Raw genomic sequence first — 17,601 nt, forward strand, 5'->3', positions numbered from 1 at the left:
GGAGCGCAGCGCTGACTCGGACGGCCGGCGGTCCGTATAGTGAAGCCCATGCTGAATCCTGCCAACAATGAGACCGTCCAGCACCTTCAGGAGGTTCTGGTGGGCGCTGAGGATGCCGTGCAGTTTCTGTCAGGTCTCTCGGGGCTGGCGGCAGCAGCAGTTTCTGAAGCCGCGGGGGATGACATCGAGTGCGCGGTGACCCTGAAACTCCGGCGTCGCCCCGCCACTGCGGCCGGCAGCAGTGCCAGGGCTGTGGAACTGGACCTTGTTGAGCAGGCCCTGGGTGACGGCCCCTGCATCCGCTCCCTTCGCGAGATGACCCCTGTGGTGATTGACGATGTCTCTACGGATCCGCGGTGGACTACATACAACCGGAAACTCATGGAAAACGACGTCCGCAGTACGTTGGGCGTGCCACTGGAAATCACGCCTGAGGCCAGCGCCGCTTTGAACTTTTTCGCCACCAGGCCCCGGGCCTTCACGGCAGACGTCTATGACAAAGCGGTGGGGTTCGCTGCGGCCGCCCACAACACGCTGCACCTCTCCGTGCGTATCAACACCGCCCAAAACCGCGCCGATGACCTGGAAGCCGCCCTTGAGAGCAGGACTGCCATTAATCTCGCCTGCGGCGTGATCATGGCGCAGAACCGCTGCTCCCAGGAGGAGGCCATGGAAATCCTCACCAAGGTGTCCAGCAACCGGAACCGCAAACTGCGGGACGTGGCCAAAGACCTGATCGAGCAGCTGTCAGGCACGCCCGTCCAGACGCACTTCGACTCCTAGCATCGGGCGTTTCCTTGCCGCCCGCAGCGCTGCAGGGCCGCCGGACGGAAACGACGGCGGCGCCGGACCTGCGAATGTCCCAGCTGTTCCCCCTTGACACGGACGCAGTCGCGGAATAACGTGCAACCAAATGGTTGTAGAAAAGCTTAGCGAGACCGAACTGGACCGCCTTTTCCAGGCATTCGCCGACTCCACCCGGCGGGACATCGTCCGCCGGGTCACTGTAGGTGAGTACTCCGTCTCTGGTCTTGCAGCCCTTTACGCCATGAGTTTCGCCGCCGTCCAAAAGCACGTGGCGGTGTTGGAGCGCGCATCCCTGGTCACCAAGGAAAAGCGCGGAAGGGGGCAGATCGTGCGCGGCAACCACGAAGGACTGCAGAAAGCCCGCCGCCTGCTCGACGAATACGAACACATCTGGCGGCAGCGCGCCGTTAGGATAGCCGGCATTCTCGCTGAAGATTAGGAAGGCATTGCCATGGCAGTCATCAGTACGGACAAGAATCCGGAGGCGCTGACCCTCACGCTCATTGCTGAATTCGACGCCGGCGTGGAACGCGTCTGGCAACTCTTCGAAGATCCGCGGCAGCTGGAGCGCTGGTGGGGCCCGCCAACGTGGCCCGCCACCTTCTACAAGCACGACTTCGTCCCGGGCGGCCGCGCCGGCTATTACATGACCGGGCCCGACGGGGAGAAAGCGCACGGCTGGTGGCAATTCACCTCCCTGGAGCCCCCGCGGGAGCTGCAGTTCAATGACGGCTTCGCGGACAGCGATGGCAACCCCACCGGGGAGCTCGGCGTCAGCCACGCCACCGTCACCCTCGAGCCCGTAGGCGGCCGGACCCGGATGACGATCCTTTCCACCTTCGAGTCGGAGGAGCAGTTGGAACAAATGATGCAAATGGGCATGGAGGAAGGCCTCAAGGAAGCGGTCGGCCAGATCGACCGCATCCTCGCCGAGCACGCCAACGCCTGACGGCGCACAATCCACTAACCTTTGCCACAGCGTCAGGTGGGCGGACGACGGCGGGACATCCCGCCGTCGTCCGCCCACCTTGCGCGTTGAACCCGCCGGGCCGCCGCTGAATACTGGAAGGTGGGTTCAAGCGAGGAAAGGCGGTGGCGGCTATGGGCACCGGCGCTGGGGATTTCCGAAAGCGTCTCGAACGGGCGGCCGAGGTGCGGTCATACCGCGGTGCCGGCATCAGCGCTGAGGAAGAAGCGGCGCTGGACGCCCTGGACGCGCAGGAGCGGGAGAAGCGCCGGAAGGTCAGCGACGCCGCCCGTGCCGAATACCTGGTCCGGGATGCCATGGCCCAGGGCAAGTTCGACAACCTCAAGTACGCCGGCAAACCGATTCCCGGCCTCGGCGAGAGCTACGATCCGGACTGGTGGGTCAAGGGGCTGATCCAGCGGGAGAACATCAGTGGGCTCGGGCCGGCCGCCATCCTGCTCCGTGGCGAGGACGCCGAACTCGACGCAAAGCTGGACGCGCAGTACACGGAACAGCAGGTTCGCGACATCCTGCAGGACTTCAACCGACGCGTTGTCGATGCCCGACGGCAGCTTCAGGGCGGCCCGCCCGTCATCACCAAAACCCGTGACGTGGAAGAAGAAGTGGAACGCTGGCGCACCCGGCGGGCAACCCGGGTCGAGGACGTTCCTCCGGAGCCGGAGCCGGAGCCGGAGCACGGGCGCACCTGGTGGAAACGGTTGTGGAGGGGCGCCGGCTAGGCGTTGTCCTTCTCGAAGAGTTCGCTCGATGCGTTGCAGTACATGTCAGCGCCCGACGCCGGGATGGACTTGAGGAGCAAGGTTCCGGCGAGGCGTGCCAGGCGTGCGCAGGCGCGGGGACTACGGCCTGTAATTGGGGTTCGGACCAATCATTGAAGCGGGAGGCGGCGCGAACGGGGCCGCAGGATAAAGCGGTGCCACCTTGAGCATGTAGTTGGCCCACTGCGGGCCGGCAATCATGTATCCGTCCAGGCTCGGGTAGAAGGTGCCGTTGATGGTCACGTTCTGCCCTGCCCGTTTTTGGCCTTCCAGTGCATCTCCAAAGAAGGAGGCGGTGACCAGGCCGGTGGTGTATCCCACCACCCAGGTGGAACCGTTGTTATTGGAGGTACCGGTCTTGGCTGCGGTGGGAAGCTTGTCCTGCACCTTTGGATTGATCCAGACGCCCGAGCCCTTCTTCAGGACGTCCTGCAGGACCGAGTTGACGCCACGGGCCACGTCCGGTTTGACGGCGTCGTGGCAGTCGGAAGCCTGGGCCGGCAGCTTGGCCCCGGCTGCATCCGTAATGCTGACCAACGCGATGGGAGCGCAGTAGCGGCCGTCGGTGGCGAAGGTGGCAAAGGCATTGGCCAGGGTGAGGGGAGCGACGCCCGTGCCGCCCAGCAGGTTGCCAAGTTGGTGCATGTTGACCGGGCTGCTGTCCAGGCCGCTGTGCAGGCCAACAGCGTCCACCATCTTTTGGATGCCACAGAAGTCCAGTTGTGAGGCGGACGCGAAAGTGGCGGTGTTGATCGAGTTGTACAGGCCGTAGTTGACGGGCATGGGCCGATAGAAGCCGTCCTCCGCATTCTGCAGGTCGTCGGCGGCACCAAGGGCAGGGTTCGCCTGCGCGGTGCTGTAGGCGCCCAGTACCTTTCCGCAGCTGTCCTTCCAGGGGAACCCCAACGGGTAGACCCGGCGTGAGGCATCAACTTCTGCGGTGAGGGTCTTGCCCTCGTTCAGCCATTCCGCGAATGTGAAGGGCTTCATAGTGGACCCCGGCTGGAACCCGCCGGCGCCGTTCAGGTCATTGCCTTGGGCGTCTTTCGCATCCACGTTGAAGTTCAGGTTGGTATCGAACTTTCCCGGTTGTGGAAGGAACACCGTGTTCTGGGCCATCGCCAGGATCTTGCCGCTGCCGGGCTGGATGCTTAGCAGCGAGGCCGCCCACCGGTCCGGATTTGCGCCCGCGGTCCCGTCCACCTGGGCCTGGGCGGCGGCCTGCAGCCTGCTGTCCAGGGTGGTGGCGATGGTGAGGCCGCCACGGTACAGCAGCCGCTCCCGATCCGTTTCCGTGGGCCCGTAAGCGGGGTTGTTCAGGATCAGATGCGAGATGTAGTCGCAGAAGTAGGGTGCCATGGACGCATAGGCGCAGCCCTGTTGCTGGGGCGTGATCTTCAGCTGGATGGGGGTGGCAACCGCCTCATCGTGCTGGGCCTGCGTGATCTTTCCCAGGCGCAGCATCTCGGACAGGACCAGGTTGCGCCGCCCGATGGACTTGTCCGGATTCGTGACCGGGTTGTACAGGGTGGGGCTGTTGACCACACCTGCCAGCAGGGCCGCCTGCGGAAGGGTAAGGTCTTTGGCGCTGATGCTGAAGAAGTAGCGGGCAGCGGATTCAATCCCATAGGCGTTGTTGCTGAAGAACACAATGTTGAGATAGCCCTCGAGGATCTGGTCCTTGGTGTACTTCTTCTCCAAACTGATGGCCAGCTTCATCTCGCGGATCTTGTCGCCAATGTTCTTCTGCCCGTTCAGGACCACTGCATCAGGCCGGTCCTGGGAGAGTTGCGCCTCGTTCAGCACATTCGTGACGTACTGCTGGGTGATGGTGGACGCGCCCTGCTCGCCGCCCTTGGTCAGGTTGGACACCAGCGCCCGCAGTATCCCTTGGGGATCGACACCCGCGTGTTCATAGAACCTGCCGTCCTCGATGGCAACGATGGCTTCCTTGATAAACGGCGACATCTGGTCAAGTGGCACCTTCACGCGGTTCTCCGCATAAAAGGTGGCGATCTGCTGCCCGTCGGAGGTGAGGACCTTCGTGGCCTGGGACGGGGGCGCGACCGTCAAGTCCCCTGGCAGGCTCTCAAAGAAACCAATGGACGAACTGACGCCCATCCCCGCGGCGGCTACGGCGGGAACCACCAGGCTGGCCACCAACACCCCGCACATCACACTTGCCGCCACGAATCCCAGGATGCTGCCCAGGACCGCGCTGAAGCGACGCCTGCGCTTCCGCTTCTTCGCCATCCCTCGGCCCTCGTCCTCGAAGGGGATCAGAATACGCTCCTGCCGAGGGGCTGGCCAGATGCGGAAGGGTCATGATTTGGTCACGCAAAGGCATAGACAAGCGATAGTTACCGACATATCGTTAACTATCGCTGAAGAAGCAGCGACGAGACGAGCGATGAAAGGACGATGCCACCATGAACGGCATGTTTGGCGACAAGAATCACGGCCCGGAGTCCGGCAAGGGCCGGTTTGAGCGGGCTAGGGGCCGCAGGGGACCGCACGGGCACAGGGGCGCTGGTTTTGGACCTGGTTTCGGACCAGGTTTTGGCCCGGGCTTCGGGCCGGGGTTTGGTCCGGGTTTCGGTCCCGGCTTCGGCAGGGGCGGCCGGCGCGCCGGCCGGGGTGATGTGCGCGCGGCTATCCTGTCGCTCCTGGCGGGGGCGCCATCCAATGGTTACGGACTGATCAAGACCATCGCCGCCAAGACCGGCGGAATGTGGCGCCCCAGCCCGGGGTCCATTTACCCCACCCTGCAGCAGTTGGTCGACGAGGGCCTGATCGAGGCCCTCAGTGAAGGCCGGGGGACGGAGTTCGCACTGACGGACGCCGGCAAAGCCTACGTGGCGGAACATGGCGAGGAGATGGAGAGCGCCTGGAATGCTGAACCGGACAGCGCGGACAGGGACTTCCACCAGAGCATCGTCAAGCTGATGGGCGCCATCCATCAGTTCCGCGCGGGCGTTACGGAGGAGCAGCGTGCGGCTGCCATGGAGAAGATGGACGAAACGCGCCGCGCCCTCTACAAGATCCTTGGCGACTAATGGCTCCGTGGACTCCGGTTGGACGGGCCTTGCTGTCCGGCGCCGTCCAACCGGAACCTGGAGGGCCGTAACTTACGCGAAGGAGTCTTCCTTGGCGTGCTGTTCGGCCCGGACCGCAGCAGCCGGGGCGGAGGCTGCAGTGTGGTGTGTCAGCATGTGGCCCAGGGTGCTGAAACCGGAACCCATCTCGCCGAACGCGTAGGCGGTTTCTGCGTGCTCGGACAGGTCCACGCCTGCGCTTTCCGCCTCGCGGCTGACTCGGAACCCAACTGTCTTGTGGATGATTCCGGCAATGACAGCCGTGCCGAGGCCGGACAGCAGCAGGGTGATGACGACGGCGGCTGTCTGGGCGATGAGCTGCTGGACGCCGCCGCCGTAGAAGAGACCGCCGCCCTGGCCGTTGACAGGAAGGGCGATGAGGCCCAGCGACAGGGTGCCGATAAGGCCGGCGCCAAGGTGGACGCCCACTACGTCAAGCGAGTCGTCGAGGCCAAACCGGTACTTGAGGTCGACGAAGATGCAGCATGCGGCGCCAGCCACCAGGCCAAGGCCGACGGCGGCCAGGGGGCTGATGTTTGCGCACGATGGGGTGATGGCCACCAGACCGGCGACGACGCCGGAGGCAGCTCCAAGGGAGGTGGGGTGGCCGTGGCGGATCTTCTCGGTGATCAGCCAGGTCAGCATGGCCGCGGCGGGTGCAACCAGGGTGTTGATCCAGATCAGCCCAGCCTGTTCCACGCTTGTTGCGGCACCGCCGTTGAAACCAAACCAGCCGAACCAGAGGATTGCCGCACCGAGCATGATGAACGGAATGTTGTGGGGCCGGTGGTTGGGGTCCTTGGCAAAGCCGTGACGCTGCCCGACGATGACCGCGAGCACCAGCGCCGCGGTGCCTGAGCTGATTTCCACCACTGCGCCGCCGGCGAAGTCGATGACCTGGCCAAACATTGCCGTGACAGCGCCGCCGGCGCTCATCAGGCCGCCACCCCAGATCATGTATGCGAGGGGGCAGTAGATGGCGGTAATCCAAACGGGAACGAAGAGGGCCCAGGCGCTGAATTTAGCGCGGTCGGCAATGGCTCCGCTGATCAGGGCCACCGTGATAATGGCGAAGGTAGCGCTGTAACCGGCTTTGAGGAGATCCGGTGAGCCAATCAGGTTCTGCAGGCCGAAACTGGTGAAGGGATTGCCGAAGAGCCCCAGGACGCCGTTGCCGGTTGTCATCGAGTAGCCCCAGAGGACCCAGACGACGCCGACGATCCCCGCTGAGATGAAGCTCATCATGATCATGTTGAGCGCAGCTTTGGCGCGGGTCATACCGCCGTAGAAGAGGCCGAGTCCAGGAGTCATCAGCAGTACCATGGCGGCCGAAATCATCAGCCAGACGTGTTGGGCAGTGATCTCCACCGGTGGGTCCCTTCGCAACGTGAATTAGGTGCGGGGCCCGTGTGGCCCCTTGGCATTTCCCCCGGGTTCCATTTTTGGCGCCATGTGTTTCAGCCAATGCCCCTTAAAGTTGCGCGCACGTTACACAAATCGCTCCTGCGTGAAGTTCACGTATCGCCTATGTTTCGGGAATGTAAACGGCTTCTTCCTGCCGGCCGAGGGCAAGGCCCGTCGTGCCCTCTACTGCCCCGGAATGACGGGGCGAAGGACCTTCCAAAGGTGAAATCCGCCGTCGTACGCTCTTCTGCCTTCTGTTTCCGCGCCATGAACGGCGCCTCACCGGCCTAGAACCGGCGAGCGTTGGCCAACACCGGCAGCTTGGCCCGGACGTCCTCCACGGCCGAGGGATCGATGTCGACGACGGCGAGCTCGGGCTTCCCACCAAGGGCCACCACGGTCTTTCCCAGGGGCGTGACGACAGCGCTGTGGCCGATCCCGGTAGGTGCTGTTCCTGCGGGCCCTGCACCCGTGGTTTCGGGGTCGCCCTGCCCGCAGGCGACGACGAACGTGGTGCTGTCCAGCGCCCGGGCGCGGACCAGCAGATCCCACTGCTCGGCTTTGCCTTCGCCGGCGCCCCACGATGCGCACACAATGTTCACCTGTGCGCCGGCATTGGCGTTGGCCGTGAACAGCGCGGGAAAACGGACGTCGTAGCAGGTGGCCAGGCCGAACACGGTGCCGTCGAGCTCGAACGTCACCGGGGCTTTCCCCGCTTCGACCGTCCTGGATTCGGTAAAGCCGAAGGCGTCAAAAAGGTGGACCTTGTCGTAGGACGTGTCCACTCCGGGGCCGGTCACCAGCAGCGTGTTGCGGACGCGGCCGTCCCTCCCGGGGGTGAACATACCCGCCACGATGGTGATCTCCAGCTCCTTGGCGATCCTGCGGACCTCGCCGGCCCACGGGCCATCAAGAGGCTCGGCAATATCTTTGAGCGGGTGGCCGAAGGCGCGCATCGTCGCCTCGGGGAACACCACCAGCTGTGCGCCGGCATTCTTTGCCTGGGCAGCGTAGTCCCAGACCAGCTCGAGGTTGGCGGCGGTGTCGGCGCTGCTGATGATCTGGGCTACTGCGATACGCATGGAAGATCTCCGATCTGTTGTATACATAATGTATGGTAAAAATTTCCGGTTCGGCCGCATCCGGCCGCGAAAAGGCGTACGACTACTTGCGCGAAAACGTCCTGACTGACCCGGAACTGCAGGGCCGCTTCCTGAATGAGCAGGAGTTGGCCGCCGACATCGGGGTGTCCCGCACTCCGGTTCGTGAGGCGCTGCTGCTGCTGGTCTCCGACGGTCTTGTGGAGCTTATCCCGCAGCGGGGCGCATACGTCCCCGTCGTCACCGGCCGGGAGATTTCCGAGCTCATGGAACTTCGTGGCGTGCTGGAAAGCCATGCTGCCAAGCTTGTCATTGAAGAGCATCGCGTGCCCGCCAGGCAAATGCAGGAAACCCTGCAGAAGCAGGCGCAAATTCCGAACAACGTGGATCAGGAAGACGCTCGCGAGTTTATCCGCCTGGACACGCTCTTCCATCAGCAGCTTATCGACGCTGCCGGAAACGAACTCATTTCACGAACGTACAGCAGGCTCCATGTGCGGCAGATCCTCGTGGGCGTTTCTGCCCTGTTCCGCACGGGAAGCAGGCGCCAGGCGGTGTGCGCCGAACACCAGGACATTCTCGATGCCCTGGTGGCCGGCGACTCCGCCGGTGCCAAGGAGGCTATAGATCATCACCTCGCGGTGACGCGGGACATCCTCCTTCGCACCTGATCATCGGGCTTCGCCCACGCCGGACACGCGCGCTGCTTCGCCGGGCGCAAGGGACTTCGCAGTCCCTTCCAGCAGCAGGCGGTAGTCCTGGTCCTCCACTGTGTTGTTGTCCCGGCCCAAGGTCAGGCCGACGAGGGTCACGACCGCCGCGACCGCCACGTAAATTGCCACCGGAATCCAAGTACCGAACTGTGAAAGCAGGACGGTGAACAGCAATGGTGCGATGGCTCCGCCGATGACACCCGCGAACGTGTAGGCGAGTGAGCTTCCCGTTGAGCGCAACCGCGGTGAGAACTGCTCCACGATGAAGGCTGCCTGCGGCCCGTACATAAAGGAGTGTGCCGCCAGCCCCAGAACGATGCCCACGATCAGCACTGGCTCGTTGTTGCCGCCGAGGGTGCCGAAGAATACGAACGTCCACACGGCTCCGGCCACTGCGCCCACGCCATAGACCAGTCGACGGTTGAAACGGTCCGAGACTGCGCCCGCCAGGGGGATCATGAACAGCTGGATGGCCGAGCCGACCAGCACGGCGGTGAGCACCTGATTGCGTTCGTAGCCGAGCACCTGGATTCCGTAGGTAAGGGTGAAGACGGTGAACAGTGCGTACAACACATCCGGGCCCACCCGGCAGAGGATGGCAGCGATGAGGGGTCGGAGTTCCTTGGTGAGCACTTCCCGGACTGGCGCGGCCGGCTGTTCTCCGTGGGCTTCGATCGCTTTGAAGATGGGAGTGTCCTCCAGCTTGAGCCGGATCCACAGACCGAATCCGACCAGCAGCGCGGACACCACGTAATGCGATGCGCCACCCAAAGCTGATGAACTGCTCCTCGTTGAGCATCAGGGTCAGGACCGCCAAGGCGCCGTTGGCCAACAGGTTGCCGGCAGGCGGACCTACCTGCGCTGCCGAGGCCCAAAAACCCCGCCGCTGCGGGTCACCGTACTCGCTGGAGAGCAGCACCGCTCCGCCCCACTCGCCGCCCACGCCCACGCCCTGTGCGAAGCGCAGGAGTACCAGGATCATCGGGGCGGCAACGCCAATGCTGTCGTAGCCCGGAAGGACTCCGATCAGCACTGTGGCCACGCCAATGATCATCAGAGTGGTAACAAGGACCTTCTTGCGCCCGATCCGGTCGCCGAGCCTTCCGAAGACCACCCCGCCCACGGGCCGTGAGACATAGCCGACGGCGTAGGTGGAGAAGGCCAGGATGGTGCCGGTCAGGGGATCTGAGGACGGAAAGAAAACGACGGGAAAAACGACCGCGGCCGCGGCGGAGTAGACGGCGAAGTCATACCACTCCAGGGCCGTGCCGGTCAGGCTTGCCGCAAAGGCTTTGAACAGGCCCTTGGGATGAATTGGCGGCCCTGGCTGTGACGCCGCGCCCGCAGCCGAAACCGGAGAATTGCTCATTGTGTCCTCCACAGTGGATTTGTCTAGGTGACGCCTGTCACGCTGGCGTTAAATGTATACATTACGCATACTGGATGTACATTGGCGACTGTTTCCGGTTTCCGGTTTGTTAAATTTCCCGCGGTGCACCGGCTCCGCGGCCCTCGAAAAGGACGGCTCCATGACGGCTCTCAGCTTTGAACTTCCTGACGGCACCATCAAGAACGTGCAAGTCCGGCACCTCCTGAACGCCGGGTACGCAGGACGTGAGCAGGATGAGGTGCAGGCGCACATCGCTGAACTCGCGGAGCTTGGCGTCCCCGGCCCCACCACGACGCCCGCCATGTACCCCGTCTCGCCCTATCTGGCGCAGCAGGTGTCCGAGGTCTTTGTCCAGCATGCACGGACGTCCGGTGAGGCGGAATGGGCGCTGGTCATCACTGACCACGACGTCCTCCTCACGGTCGCCTGCGACCACACGGATCGTGAGCTGGAAGTACACGGCGTTGCGTGGAGCAAGAACGCCAGCCCCGATGTCCTGGGCCGCAAGGCCTGGCGGCTTGAGGATGTGCGGGACCATCTGGACCGCATTTCGCTGCGGGGCTGGGTAGGGCAGGGGGACACCCCAGATACCCTCATCCAAGACAGCTCCCTCGAGGCCCTGCTGACGCCGGACTACTGGCTGGAGGTGCTGGCTGAACGCGGGCTCAACCACCCGGGCACGGTGCTGATTTCCGGCACCGTGGCGATGACTGGCGGGGTCAACCAGTTCGCCCGAAGCTGGAAGGTGGAGATGACGGATCCGGTGACGGGAGAGTCGCTGGACGTGCAGTACGTAGTGGAGCAAATGCCGCAGCCCATCGGCTAAAGGAGGCGCAAAGCGGCGTTCATAGGGTCAAAGAGGGTTCCGCTGCCCCGACCGGGACGGCGGAACCCTCTCAGGCCCTGAAGCTACTGCCGGTAGCCCTCAACCTCGCTGATGGGGCGGGCTTCGGCGTCGTTAGGGTTTTCGCCTGAATCTTTCTTGGCCCGGCGTTGGCGCAGGAGGTCCCAGCACTGGTCCAGGCTTTCCTCAACGTACTTGAGCCGCGCCTGGTCCGGCGCCTGTCCGTCGCCCGAGCCCTCGCGCAGCGAGTGTTCCTCCTCAACAAGGGCCTGGATGTGCGTCAAAATGTCCTGGTCATTCATGGCTTCCCCTTACTCCGGTCCGGTCTCCTTCAGCGTACGTAGTAGGTGCCGAAGCCACCAGTCCCTGCGATGTACCATCAACGTCATGCCCACTGCGCTTGATATGGCAGGTCCCATCCTGGAAGTGCTCACGTGGTTGTGCCTGCCTGCGGGGCTCGGGCTGCTGTTCTATGCCGGGTTCCTCCGCCGCTTCGTGCACCCGTGGGATGTGGCTGAGGCCGTGGTGTACTCCGACTCCACCGGGGTGGGGTTCCGCTGGTTCGACCGGAAGCACCAGGTGCACAACGCTCCCATGTCCCCTTATGACATCAGGGATATGGCCGTGGGGGACACCCTGTCCGTCTACTACCACCCCAAGCGCCCAACCCAGTGGCAGACCACCGTCCCGGAGGAAGCCGGCAGGACAGCCGCGGTGCTGGGCCGTTGCCTGACCGCGATCGGGGCGGTGGCGCTATTGGGAGGTTTCGTCCTGCCGATGTTCTAGCTGCTTTGTGCATGCTTCGCTCCGCCGGCAGGCACCGCAGGGCGGCGGAGCCGCTGGGCATCATGCCCAGCAGGAGCAGGAGGGCAGCCGGCTAACTGCCACTTCGGGGCGCGAACATGATCACGGCGACGCCCAGCAGGCAGACCAGGGACCCCGCGATATCCCACCTGTCCGGCCGGAAACCGTCAAAAACCACGCCCCACGCCAGGGAGCCGGCCACGAACACGCCGCCGTACGCCGCGAGGATCCGGCCGAAATGGGCGTCGGGCTGGAAGGTGGCGACGAACCCGTAGGCCCCCAGCGCAACCACGCCGAGTCCTGCCCACCACCACTCCTTTCCTTCACGGACGGCCTGCCACACAAGCCAGGCGCCGCCGATTTCTGCGGCAGCGGCCAGCACGAACAACACGATGGTCTTGAAAACGCTGACCGTTTCACCCGGAATACCCACGCAGCCATCATGCCAGCCGGGAATGTAGCCGCCCCCGGGAGAGTTGGCGCAGGTATGGAGCGCATCGGATTCCTCTCATTCGGCCACTGGGGTCCCGGCCAGGGTTCCCGCACCAGGACGGCGGCGGATGCCCTGCTCCAGGGGATCGAACTTGCCGTTGCCGCTGAAGAGCTGGGCGTGGACGGCGCGTTCTTCCGTGTTCACCATTTCGCCCGCCAGCAGGCATCCCCGTTCCCACTCCTGTCCGCCATTGCCGCCCGGACCAGCCGCATCGAAATCGGCACGGGCGTCATCGACATGCGCTACGAGAACCCTCTGTACATGGCCGAAGAGGCCGCGGCCGCGGACCTCATCAGCGGCGGCAGGCTGCAACTGGGCATCAGCCGTGGTTCACCGGAACCGGCCCGCGAGGGTGCAGCGGTCTTTGGCCACCGTCCCCGGCCGGGGGAGACCGACGTGGACATGGCGCGGCGCCACACCGAAGTCTTCCGCAGAGCCATCACCGGGGCCGGCGTGGCCCAAGCGGACCCAAGATACGCCGGCGGCGGCACCGGGCTCCTCCCCATCCAGCCCCAGTCCCGGGGACTGGCGGAACGGATCTGGTGGGGCGCCGGCAGCAGGAAGACAGCGGTGTGGGCAGCGGAGCTCGGCATGAACCTGATGAGCTCCACGCTGCTTACCGAGGACACCGGCGTTCCGTTCCATGAGCTCCAGGCTGAGCAGATCCAGCTGTTCCGGGATGCGTGGGCTGCGGCCGGCCATGCCCATACGCCGCGTGTTTCGGTCAGCCGCAGCGTCCTGCCCATCGTGGATGAAGAGGACAAATACTACTTCGCCGGCAGCGCACTCCGGGACGGCCGCGACCAGGTGGGCGTCATTGACGGGCTGACCGCCAGGTTCGGGAAGAGCTACGTGGGCCCGCCGGACGTCCTGGCGGAACAGCTCGCAGCCGACACCGCGGTGCAGGCTGCGGACACGCTCCTCCTGACCGTTCCCAATCAGCTGGGCGTGGAGTTCAACGCCAAGCTCCTGGGCAGCATCGCCCAGTACGTGGCCCCCGCCCTGGGATGGAACCGAAACGACGCCGGGAACTTTTTGTGAGACCCAACCGTTACTCTTAGGAGTGCGGCGTGGGGGCTTCGCGCCCACCAACTAGCGTGTGACTGCGGAACGGTCATATGACGGAGAGAGAGAAATATGGCTCACACCGCCTTAGGCTTAACCGTATGATCCGGCTACGTCAGCTGGCCCAGGCGGCCTCAGTGCTTACCACCCCTTTGGCGCCGGAAGACATCCTGGCGCTGTTCAACCCTGTCTACTCGGCCCGGCAGTTGCGCGGCGTGGTCACCCGGGTGGTCCAGGAGACCGCCCAGTCCGCAACGATCTTCTTCCGCCCCGGCCGCGGATGGAAGGCGCACCTGGCGGGACAATGGGCGCGAATTGGCGTCGAACTCGACGGCGTACGCCACTGGCGCTCCTACTCGCTCAGCGCCCCTGCCGGCAAGGACCCGGCCATCACGGTGACCGACGTCGGCGCGGTCTCCGGCACCCTGGTACGCACCACAAAGCCCGGTGATGTCCTCTTCCTGGCCCCGCCGCAGGGTGATTTCGTGCTCCCCGAACATCCACGCCCCCTCCTCATGATCACCGCCGGCAGCGGGATCACTCCGGTGATGTCCATGATCCGCACGCTTGTGCCGCGGCGTCCGGATGCCGACGTCGTGCTGGTCCACTCAGCCCGCACCGCCGCGGACAGCCTGTTCCGTGAGGAGCTGGCCGAGCTTGCGGACCAGTTCCCCAACTTCCGGCTGGCACATTGGTACACCGGCGAGCAGGGCCGCATGGACTTCTCCAGCACCAAAGAGCTGGACACGATCTGCCCTGACTGGAAGGAACGGGCGGCTTACGCGTGCGGTCCCGACAGTTTCCTGGATGACGCGGAGGCGCTGTGGAAGCGGGCGCTGGCTGCCAAGGCTCCGGGGTCCGAGGTCGCCGTGGCCGGCGACCCGGGCAACCTGATGATCGAGCGCTTCAACACCACCTTCAACGCCGGCGTAGGGCACGACGGCGGCCTGGTCACCTTCGAAGCCTCGGACCGTGAGGTGCAGGCCGACGGCGACACCCCCATTCTGGACATCGGCGAGGACGCCGGGGTGCTGATGCCCAGCGGCTGCCGGATGGGCATCTGCCACAGCTGCCTCACGCCGCTGCTCGCCGGGCAGGTCCGGGACCTGCGGACTGGGGAAATCCATGGCGAACCCGGCCAACTGATCCAAACGTGTGTCTCGGCAGCCGCCGGACCCGTAAACCTCGAAATCTGAGGAGCACCACGGAATGTCTGTAATCACCCCAAGCAAAGTCACCCCCGCGGGAAGCTCAAGAACCCGGCCCGGGAAGCTCGCCGAATCGGGCAGCCCAACGGTGCGGCCGCCGGCTGCCGCACACCTCAGCGATGAGCAGGTGGCGGAGCTGGGCCGCGAGCTCGACGCCATCCGGGACGAGGTCCTTGCCAAGCGGGGCGCCGAAGATGCCGCCTACATCCGCCGGATGATCAAGATCCAGCGCGGACTCGAGATCTCCGGCCGGGCCGCCCTCCTGGTCAGCAAGAACAAAGCTGCCTGGGTTACCGGCACCACCTTGCTGAGCCTGGCCAAGATCCTGGAGAACATGGAGCTGGGCCACAACATCCTGCACGGCCAGTGGGACTGGATGCGCGATCCGGACATCCACTCGACCACGTGGGAATGGGACTTTGTCACCCCCTCGCGGTCCTGGCAGCACACGCACAACGACCTGCACCACCGCTGGACCAACGTGGTGGGCAAGGACAACGACGTCGGATACAACCTCCTGCGCATGGACGAGCAGCAGCCCTGGAAGCCCATCAACCTGGCCAACCCGCTGTTTAACGCCATCCTGGCCCCAGTCTTCGAATGGGGCATCGCCATCTACGACCTCGAACTGACCGAGTATAAAGAAGGCACCAAGTCCAAGGAAGCCCTGCTCAAGGACCTCAAGGCCCTGGGCAAGAAGGTGATCACTCAGTTCACCAAGGACTACGCGGCAACCCCTGCGGTCGCCATGCTCACCGGGTCGGCGAAGCAGGCCCTTTTCGGCACGATCGCAGCCAACGCCATCCGCAACGTCTGGGCGCACGCCGTGATCTTCTGTGGCCACTTCCCCGAAGGAACCGACACCTTCACGGAGGAGATGGTGGATGGCGAGACCCGCGGCGACTGGTACGTGCGCCAGATGATCGGTTCGGCCAATATCTCCGGCTCCAAGTTCATGCACCTGATGACCGGAAACCTCTCCCACCAGATCGAGCACCACCTCTTCCCGGATCTGCCCTCCAACCGGTACGCCGAAGTGGCGCCCAGGGTTCGCGAGATCTGCCAGCGCTATGGCCTGAAGTACACCACCGGTCCCCTGCTGAAGCAGGTGGGTTCGTCCTGGGCCAAGGTCTTCAAGTTGGCGCTGCCCGGAAAGACTGCCCGGGCCTAGCCCGACAGCCTGAACCGCGCAGGCTGCCCGAATGGCGGAAAGTGGCCCGCTGGTCCTGGACCAGCGGGCCACTTCCTGCTTTACCGCCTGCTGACGACGGGAGCCAGGAGGATGTGGTCCAGCTTGGGCAGTGCGTGCCGGAGCCTGTGTTCGGCGCGGTGAAGGACCTCTTCCGCCTGCGACAATCCGGTGTCAGCAAGCTCGATGCGCGCGGAGCCCTGCAGCCGGTGGCCGGACCACCGCAGCTGCAGGTGCTGGACCGCAAGCACGCCCGGGGTTTGCCCAAGCGCGGCTTCGGCCCGGGCCACGAGGTCCGGTTCGATCCCGTCCATGAGCCGCCGCCCAATGCTGCGCACTGTGCCCCACAGCAGAATCATGATGGCCGCGGAAATGACCAGCCCCACGATCGGGTCTGCCAGGGGAAAGCCGAGCATGACGCCCACGGCACCGACCACCACGGCCAGCGACGTGAAGCCGTCTGTCCGGGCGTGCACGCCGTCCGCCACGAGCGCTGCCGAACCGATCCTGCGGCCCACCCGGATGCGGTAGATGGCCACGGCCTCGTTCCCGGCGAAACCAATAAGGCCCGCGGCCATCACCCAGCCCAGGTTCTGCAGCGGCTGGGGATTGATCAGCCTGTCCACAGACTGCCAGCCCGCCACGATGGCGGACAGTGCCACTACGGCCACAATGAACAGGCCTGCCAGGTCCTCCGCCCTTCCGTAGCCATACGTGTAGCGGCGGGTGGCCTGCCGGCGCCCCAGGATGAACGCAACCCACAACGGCACCGCGGTCAGGGCATCCGAGAAGTTGTGGATGGTGTCCGCGAGCAGGGCCACGGAACTGCTGAACAGGACTACCAGGAACTGCAGCACCGTGGTGGCCAGCAGGACGAACATGCTGATCTTCAGCGCCCGGACGCCCTCGGTACTGGCCTCCATGGCATCGTCGATGGAATCGGCGGCGTCGTGGGTATGCGGAACGAACAGCTCGAACAGCCACCCCTTGAAGCCTGAATGGTGATGGTGGTCGTGGTCATGCGGGTGGTCGTGCCCGTGCCCGTGCCCGTGGTCCTGGTCGTGCGCGTGCCCGTGGTCGTGCGCGTGCCCGTGGTCGTGCCCGTGGTCGTGCGCGTGCCCGTGGTCGTGGTCGTGCCCGTGGTCCTCTCCATGGGGATGGCTATGCGTGTGCGTTGCGTCGTGGTGTGACCCGGTCATGAGGCGCTCCTCTGGGCAGGCTGGGCAGGCTGGGCTTCGTGGACGAGGAGGCGGTGGTGGGCGGGCTCCCCGCCCAGGGCGTGTTCTGCCTGGAAGATGGCGTCTGCCACCAATTGCCGGGCGTGCTCATTTTCCAGCCGGTACAGCACCCGCGTTCCCTCCTGCCGAGTGGACACCATGCGGGCCAGCCGCATCTTCGCCAGATGCTGGGAGACGGCGGCGGGGGACTTGCCCACCACGTCCGCGAGGGCGCCTACGGCCATCTCCCCGTCACGGAGCGCCAGGATGATGCGCACCCTGGTGGCGTCAGCCAGCATGGCGAAGACCTCCACCGCCAGCTCCACATACTGGCTGTCCGCGCCAAGGGCGCAAGCATTCTTATCTGCATTCATGCGCATATAGTGTCACATCTGCCGCAGTGACGCACCTCGTCGGGCGCCGCCGTCGTCGCTCAAAGGGCTGCTCCCCTGAAGCCGGCGCGCCTGGAGTAGGAGTGCACGGGCATGGCGCTCTGCCTGCCGGATTGGTAAGTCTCGAAAGGAAT

General features: G+C 64.8%; 18 protein-coding genes and 1 pseudogene. 11 read left to right on the forward strand and 8 right to left on the reverse strand.

The features are described from left to right. Positions 1-48 precede the first annotated feature (48 nt). The 4 genes from J2X98_RS03040 to J2X98_RS03055 all read left to right on the forward strand — a co-directional run bounded on the left by J2X98_RS03040 (position 49) and on the right by J2X98_RS03055 (position 2,514). On the forward strand, positions 49-783 hold the full coding sequence (locus tag J2X98_RS03040) for a GAF and ANTAR domain-containing protein (protein WP_141945822.1): 735 nt from the start codon (positions 49-51) through the stop codon (positions 781-783). A 130-nt stretch (positions 784-913) separates the two neighbouring features. Continuing rightward, positions 914-1,246: an ArsR/SmtB family transcription factor gene (locus J2X98_RS03045; RefSeq protein ID WP_307304100.1), complete on the forward strand. Its 333-nt coding sequence runs from the start codon at positions 914-916 to the stop codon at positions 1,244-1,246. A 12-nt stretch (positions 1,247-1,258) separates the two neighbouring features. Further along, entirely contained in the window at positions 1,259-1,756 is a 498-nt protein-coding gene (locus J2X98_RS03050; RefSeq protein WP_307304101.1) for an SRPBCC family protein, read from the forward strand. A gap of 152 nt (positions 1,757-1,908) precedes the next feature. Next, positions 1,909-2,514 carry a DnaJ family domain-containing protein gene (locus J2X98_RS03055; RefSeq protein WP_307304104.1) on the forward strand — a complete coding sequence of 202 codons (606 nt, stop codon included), beginning with the start codon at positions 1,909-1,911 and terminating at the stop codon, positions 2,512-2,514. A gap of 120 nt (positions 2,515-2,634) precedes the next feature. Here J2X98_RS03055 and J2X98_RS03060 read toward each other — a convergent pair whose 3' ends face one another. Beyond that, complete coding sequence (locus J2X98_RS03060) at positions 2,635-4,806, reverse strand: transglycosylase domain-containing protein (RefSeq protein WP_307304106.1); 2,172 nt, start codon at positions 4,804-4,806, stop codon at positions 2,635-2,637. Positions 4,807-4,982: 176 nt separating this feature from the next. Between J2X98_RS03060 and J2X98_RS03065 the strand changes: the two genes are divergently transcribed. Continuing rightward, complete coding sequence (locus J2X98_RS03065) at positions 4,983-5,609, forward strand: PadR family transcriptional regulator (protein ID WP_307304107.1); 627 nt, start codon at positions 4,983-4,985, stop codon at positions 5,607-5,609. Positions 5,610-5,681: 72 nt separating this feature from the next. On the opposite strand, the gene J2X98_RS03070 is transcribed toward J2X98_RS03065, so the two are convergent. Together J2X98_RS03070 and J2X98_RS03075 are read right to left on the reverse strand one after the other, a co-directional pair. Continuing rightward, a complete protein-coding gene (locus tag J2X98_RS03070; RefSeq protein WP_307304108.1) occupies positions 5,682-7,016 on the reverse strand; it encodes an ammonium transporter in 1,335 nt (444 codons plus the stop codon). 323 nt (positions 7,017-7,339) lie between these two features. Continuing rightward, the gene (locus J2X98_RS03075) at positions 7,340-8,134 is read right to left on the reverse strand and encodes a carbon-nitrogen hydrolase family protein (RefSeq protein ID WP_307304110.1); all 795 of its coding nucleotides are present in this window, start codon (positions 8,132-8,134) and stop codon (positions 7,340-7,342) included. A 32-nt stretch (positions 8,135-8,166) separates the two neighbouring features. Here J2X98_RS03075 and J2X98_RS03080 point away from each other — a divergent pair, with 32 nt between their 5' ends. Next, a complete protein-coding gene (locus tag J2X98_RS03080; RefSeq protein WP_307304112.1) occupies positions 8,167-8,823 on the forward strand; it encodes a GntR family transcriptional regulator in 657 nt (218 codons plus the stop codon). Here J2X98_RS03080 and J2X98_RS03085 read toward each other — a convergent pair. Beyond that, positions 8,824-10,234 (reverse strand): annotated as a pseudogene (locus J2X98_RS03085) (MFS transporter). It abuts the gene before it with no gap. A gap of 160 nt (positions 10,235-10,394) precedes the next feature. Between J2X98_RS03085 and J2X98_RS03090 the strand changes: the two are divergent. Then, positions 10,395-11,081: a DUF2848 domain-containing protein gene (locus J2X98_RS03090; protein ID WP_307304113.1), complete on the forward strand. Its 687-nt coding sequence runs from the start codon at positions 10,395-10,397 to the stop codon at positions 11,079-11,081. Positions 11,082-11,164: 83 nt separating this feature from the next. Here J2X98_RS03090 and J2X98_RS03095 read toward each other — a convergent pair whose 3' ends face one another. After that, positions 11,165-11,401, reverse strand: coding sequence for a DUF2630 family protein (locus J2X98_RS03095; RefSeq protein WP_141945842.1), 237 nt, complete (start codon positions 11,399-11,401; stop codon positions 11,165-11,167). A gap of 85 nt (positions 11,402-11,486) precedes the next feature. Here J2X98_RS03095 and J2X98_RS03100 point away from each other — a divergent pair, with 85 nt between their 5' ends. Then, positions 11,487-11,885, forward strand: a complete 399-nt coding sequence (locus tag J2X98_RS03100) for a hypothetical protein (protein WP_141945844.1) — start codon at positions 11,487-11,489, stop codon at positions 11,883-11,885. Positions 11,886-11,976: 91 nt separating this feature from the next. Here the strand turns inward: J2X98_RS03100 and J2X98_RS03105 are convergent, their stop codons facing one another. Further along, positions 11,977-12,336, reverse strand: coding sequence for a YnfA family protein (locus tag J2X98_RS03105; RefSeq protein ID WP_307304114.1), 360 nt, complete (start codon positions 12,334-12,336; stop codon positions 11,977-11,979). 54 nt (positions 12,337-12,390) lie between these two features. Between J2X98_RS03105 and J2X98_RS03110 the strand changes: the two genes are divergently transcribed. From J2X98_RS03110 to J2X98_RS03120, 3 genes are all read left to right on the forward strand, one after another. Further along, positions 12,391-13,437: an LLM class flavin-dependent oxidoreductase gene (locus J2X98_RS03110; RefSeq protein WP_307304116.1), complete on the forward strand. Its 1,047-nt coding sequence runs from the start codon at positions 12,391-12,393 to the stop codon at positions 13,435-13,437. A gap of 125 nt (positions 13,438-13,562) precedes the next feature. Continuing rightward, positions 13,563-14,657, forward strand: a complete 1,095-nt coding sequence (locus tag J2X98_RS03115; RefSeq protein ID WP_141945849.1) for a ferredoxin reductase — start codon at positions 13,563-13,565, stop codon at positions 14,655-14,657. A 13-nt stretch (positions 14,658-14,670) separates the two neighbouring features. Beyond that, positions 14,671-15,840 carry a fatty acid desaturase family protein gene (locus tag J2X98_RS03120; RefSeq protein ID WP_141945851.1) on the forward strand — a complete coding sequence of 390 codons (1,170 nt, stop codon included), beginning with the start codon at positions 14,671-14,673 and terminating at the stop codon, positions 15,838-15,840. A gap of 80 nt (positions 15,841-15,920) precedes the next feature. On the opposite strand, the gene J2X98_RS03125 is transcribed toward J2X98_RS03120, so the two are convergent. Both J2X98_RS03125 and J2X98_RS03130 read right to left on the reverse strand, forming a co-directional pair. Beyond that, positions 15,921-17,057, reverse strand: coding sequence for a cation diffusion facilitator family transporter (locus J2X98_RS03125; protein WP_307304118.1), 1,137 nt, complete (start codon positions 17,055-17,057; stop codon positions 15,921-15,923). Further along, the gene (locus J2X98_RS03130; protein ID WP_307304120.1) at positions 17,054-17,449 is read right to left on the reverse strand and encodes an ArsR/SmtB family transcription factor; all 396 of its coding nucleotides are present in this window, start codon (positions 17,447-17,449) and stop codon (positions 17,054-17,056) included. Before J2X98_RS03130 ends, J2X98_RS03125 begins: the two co-directional genes overlap by 4 nt. Positions 17,450-17,601: the final 152 nt, after the last annotated feature.

It is taken from the genome of Pseudarthrobacter enclensis, from assembly GCF_030811655.1.
GTDB classification, from domain to species: Bacteria; Actinomycetota; Actinomycetes; order Actinomycetales; family Micrococcaceae; genus Arthrobacter; species Arthrobacter enclensis_A.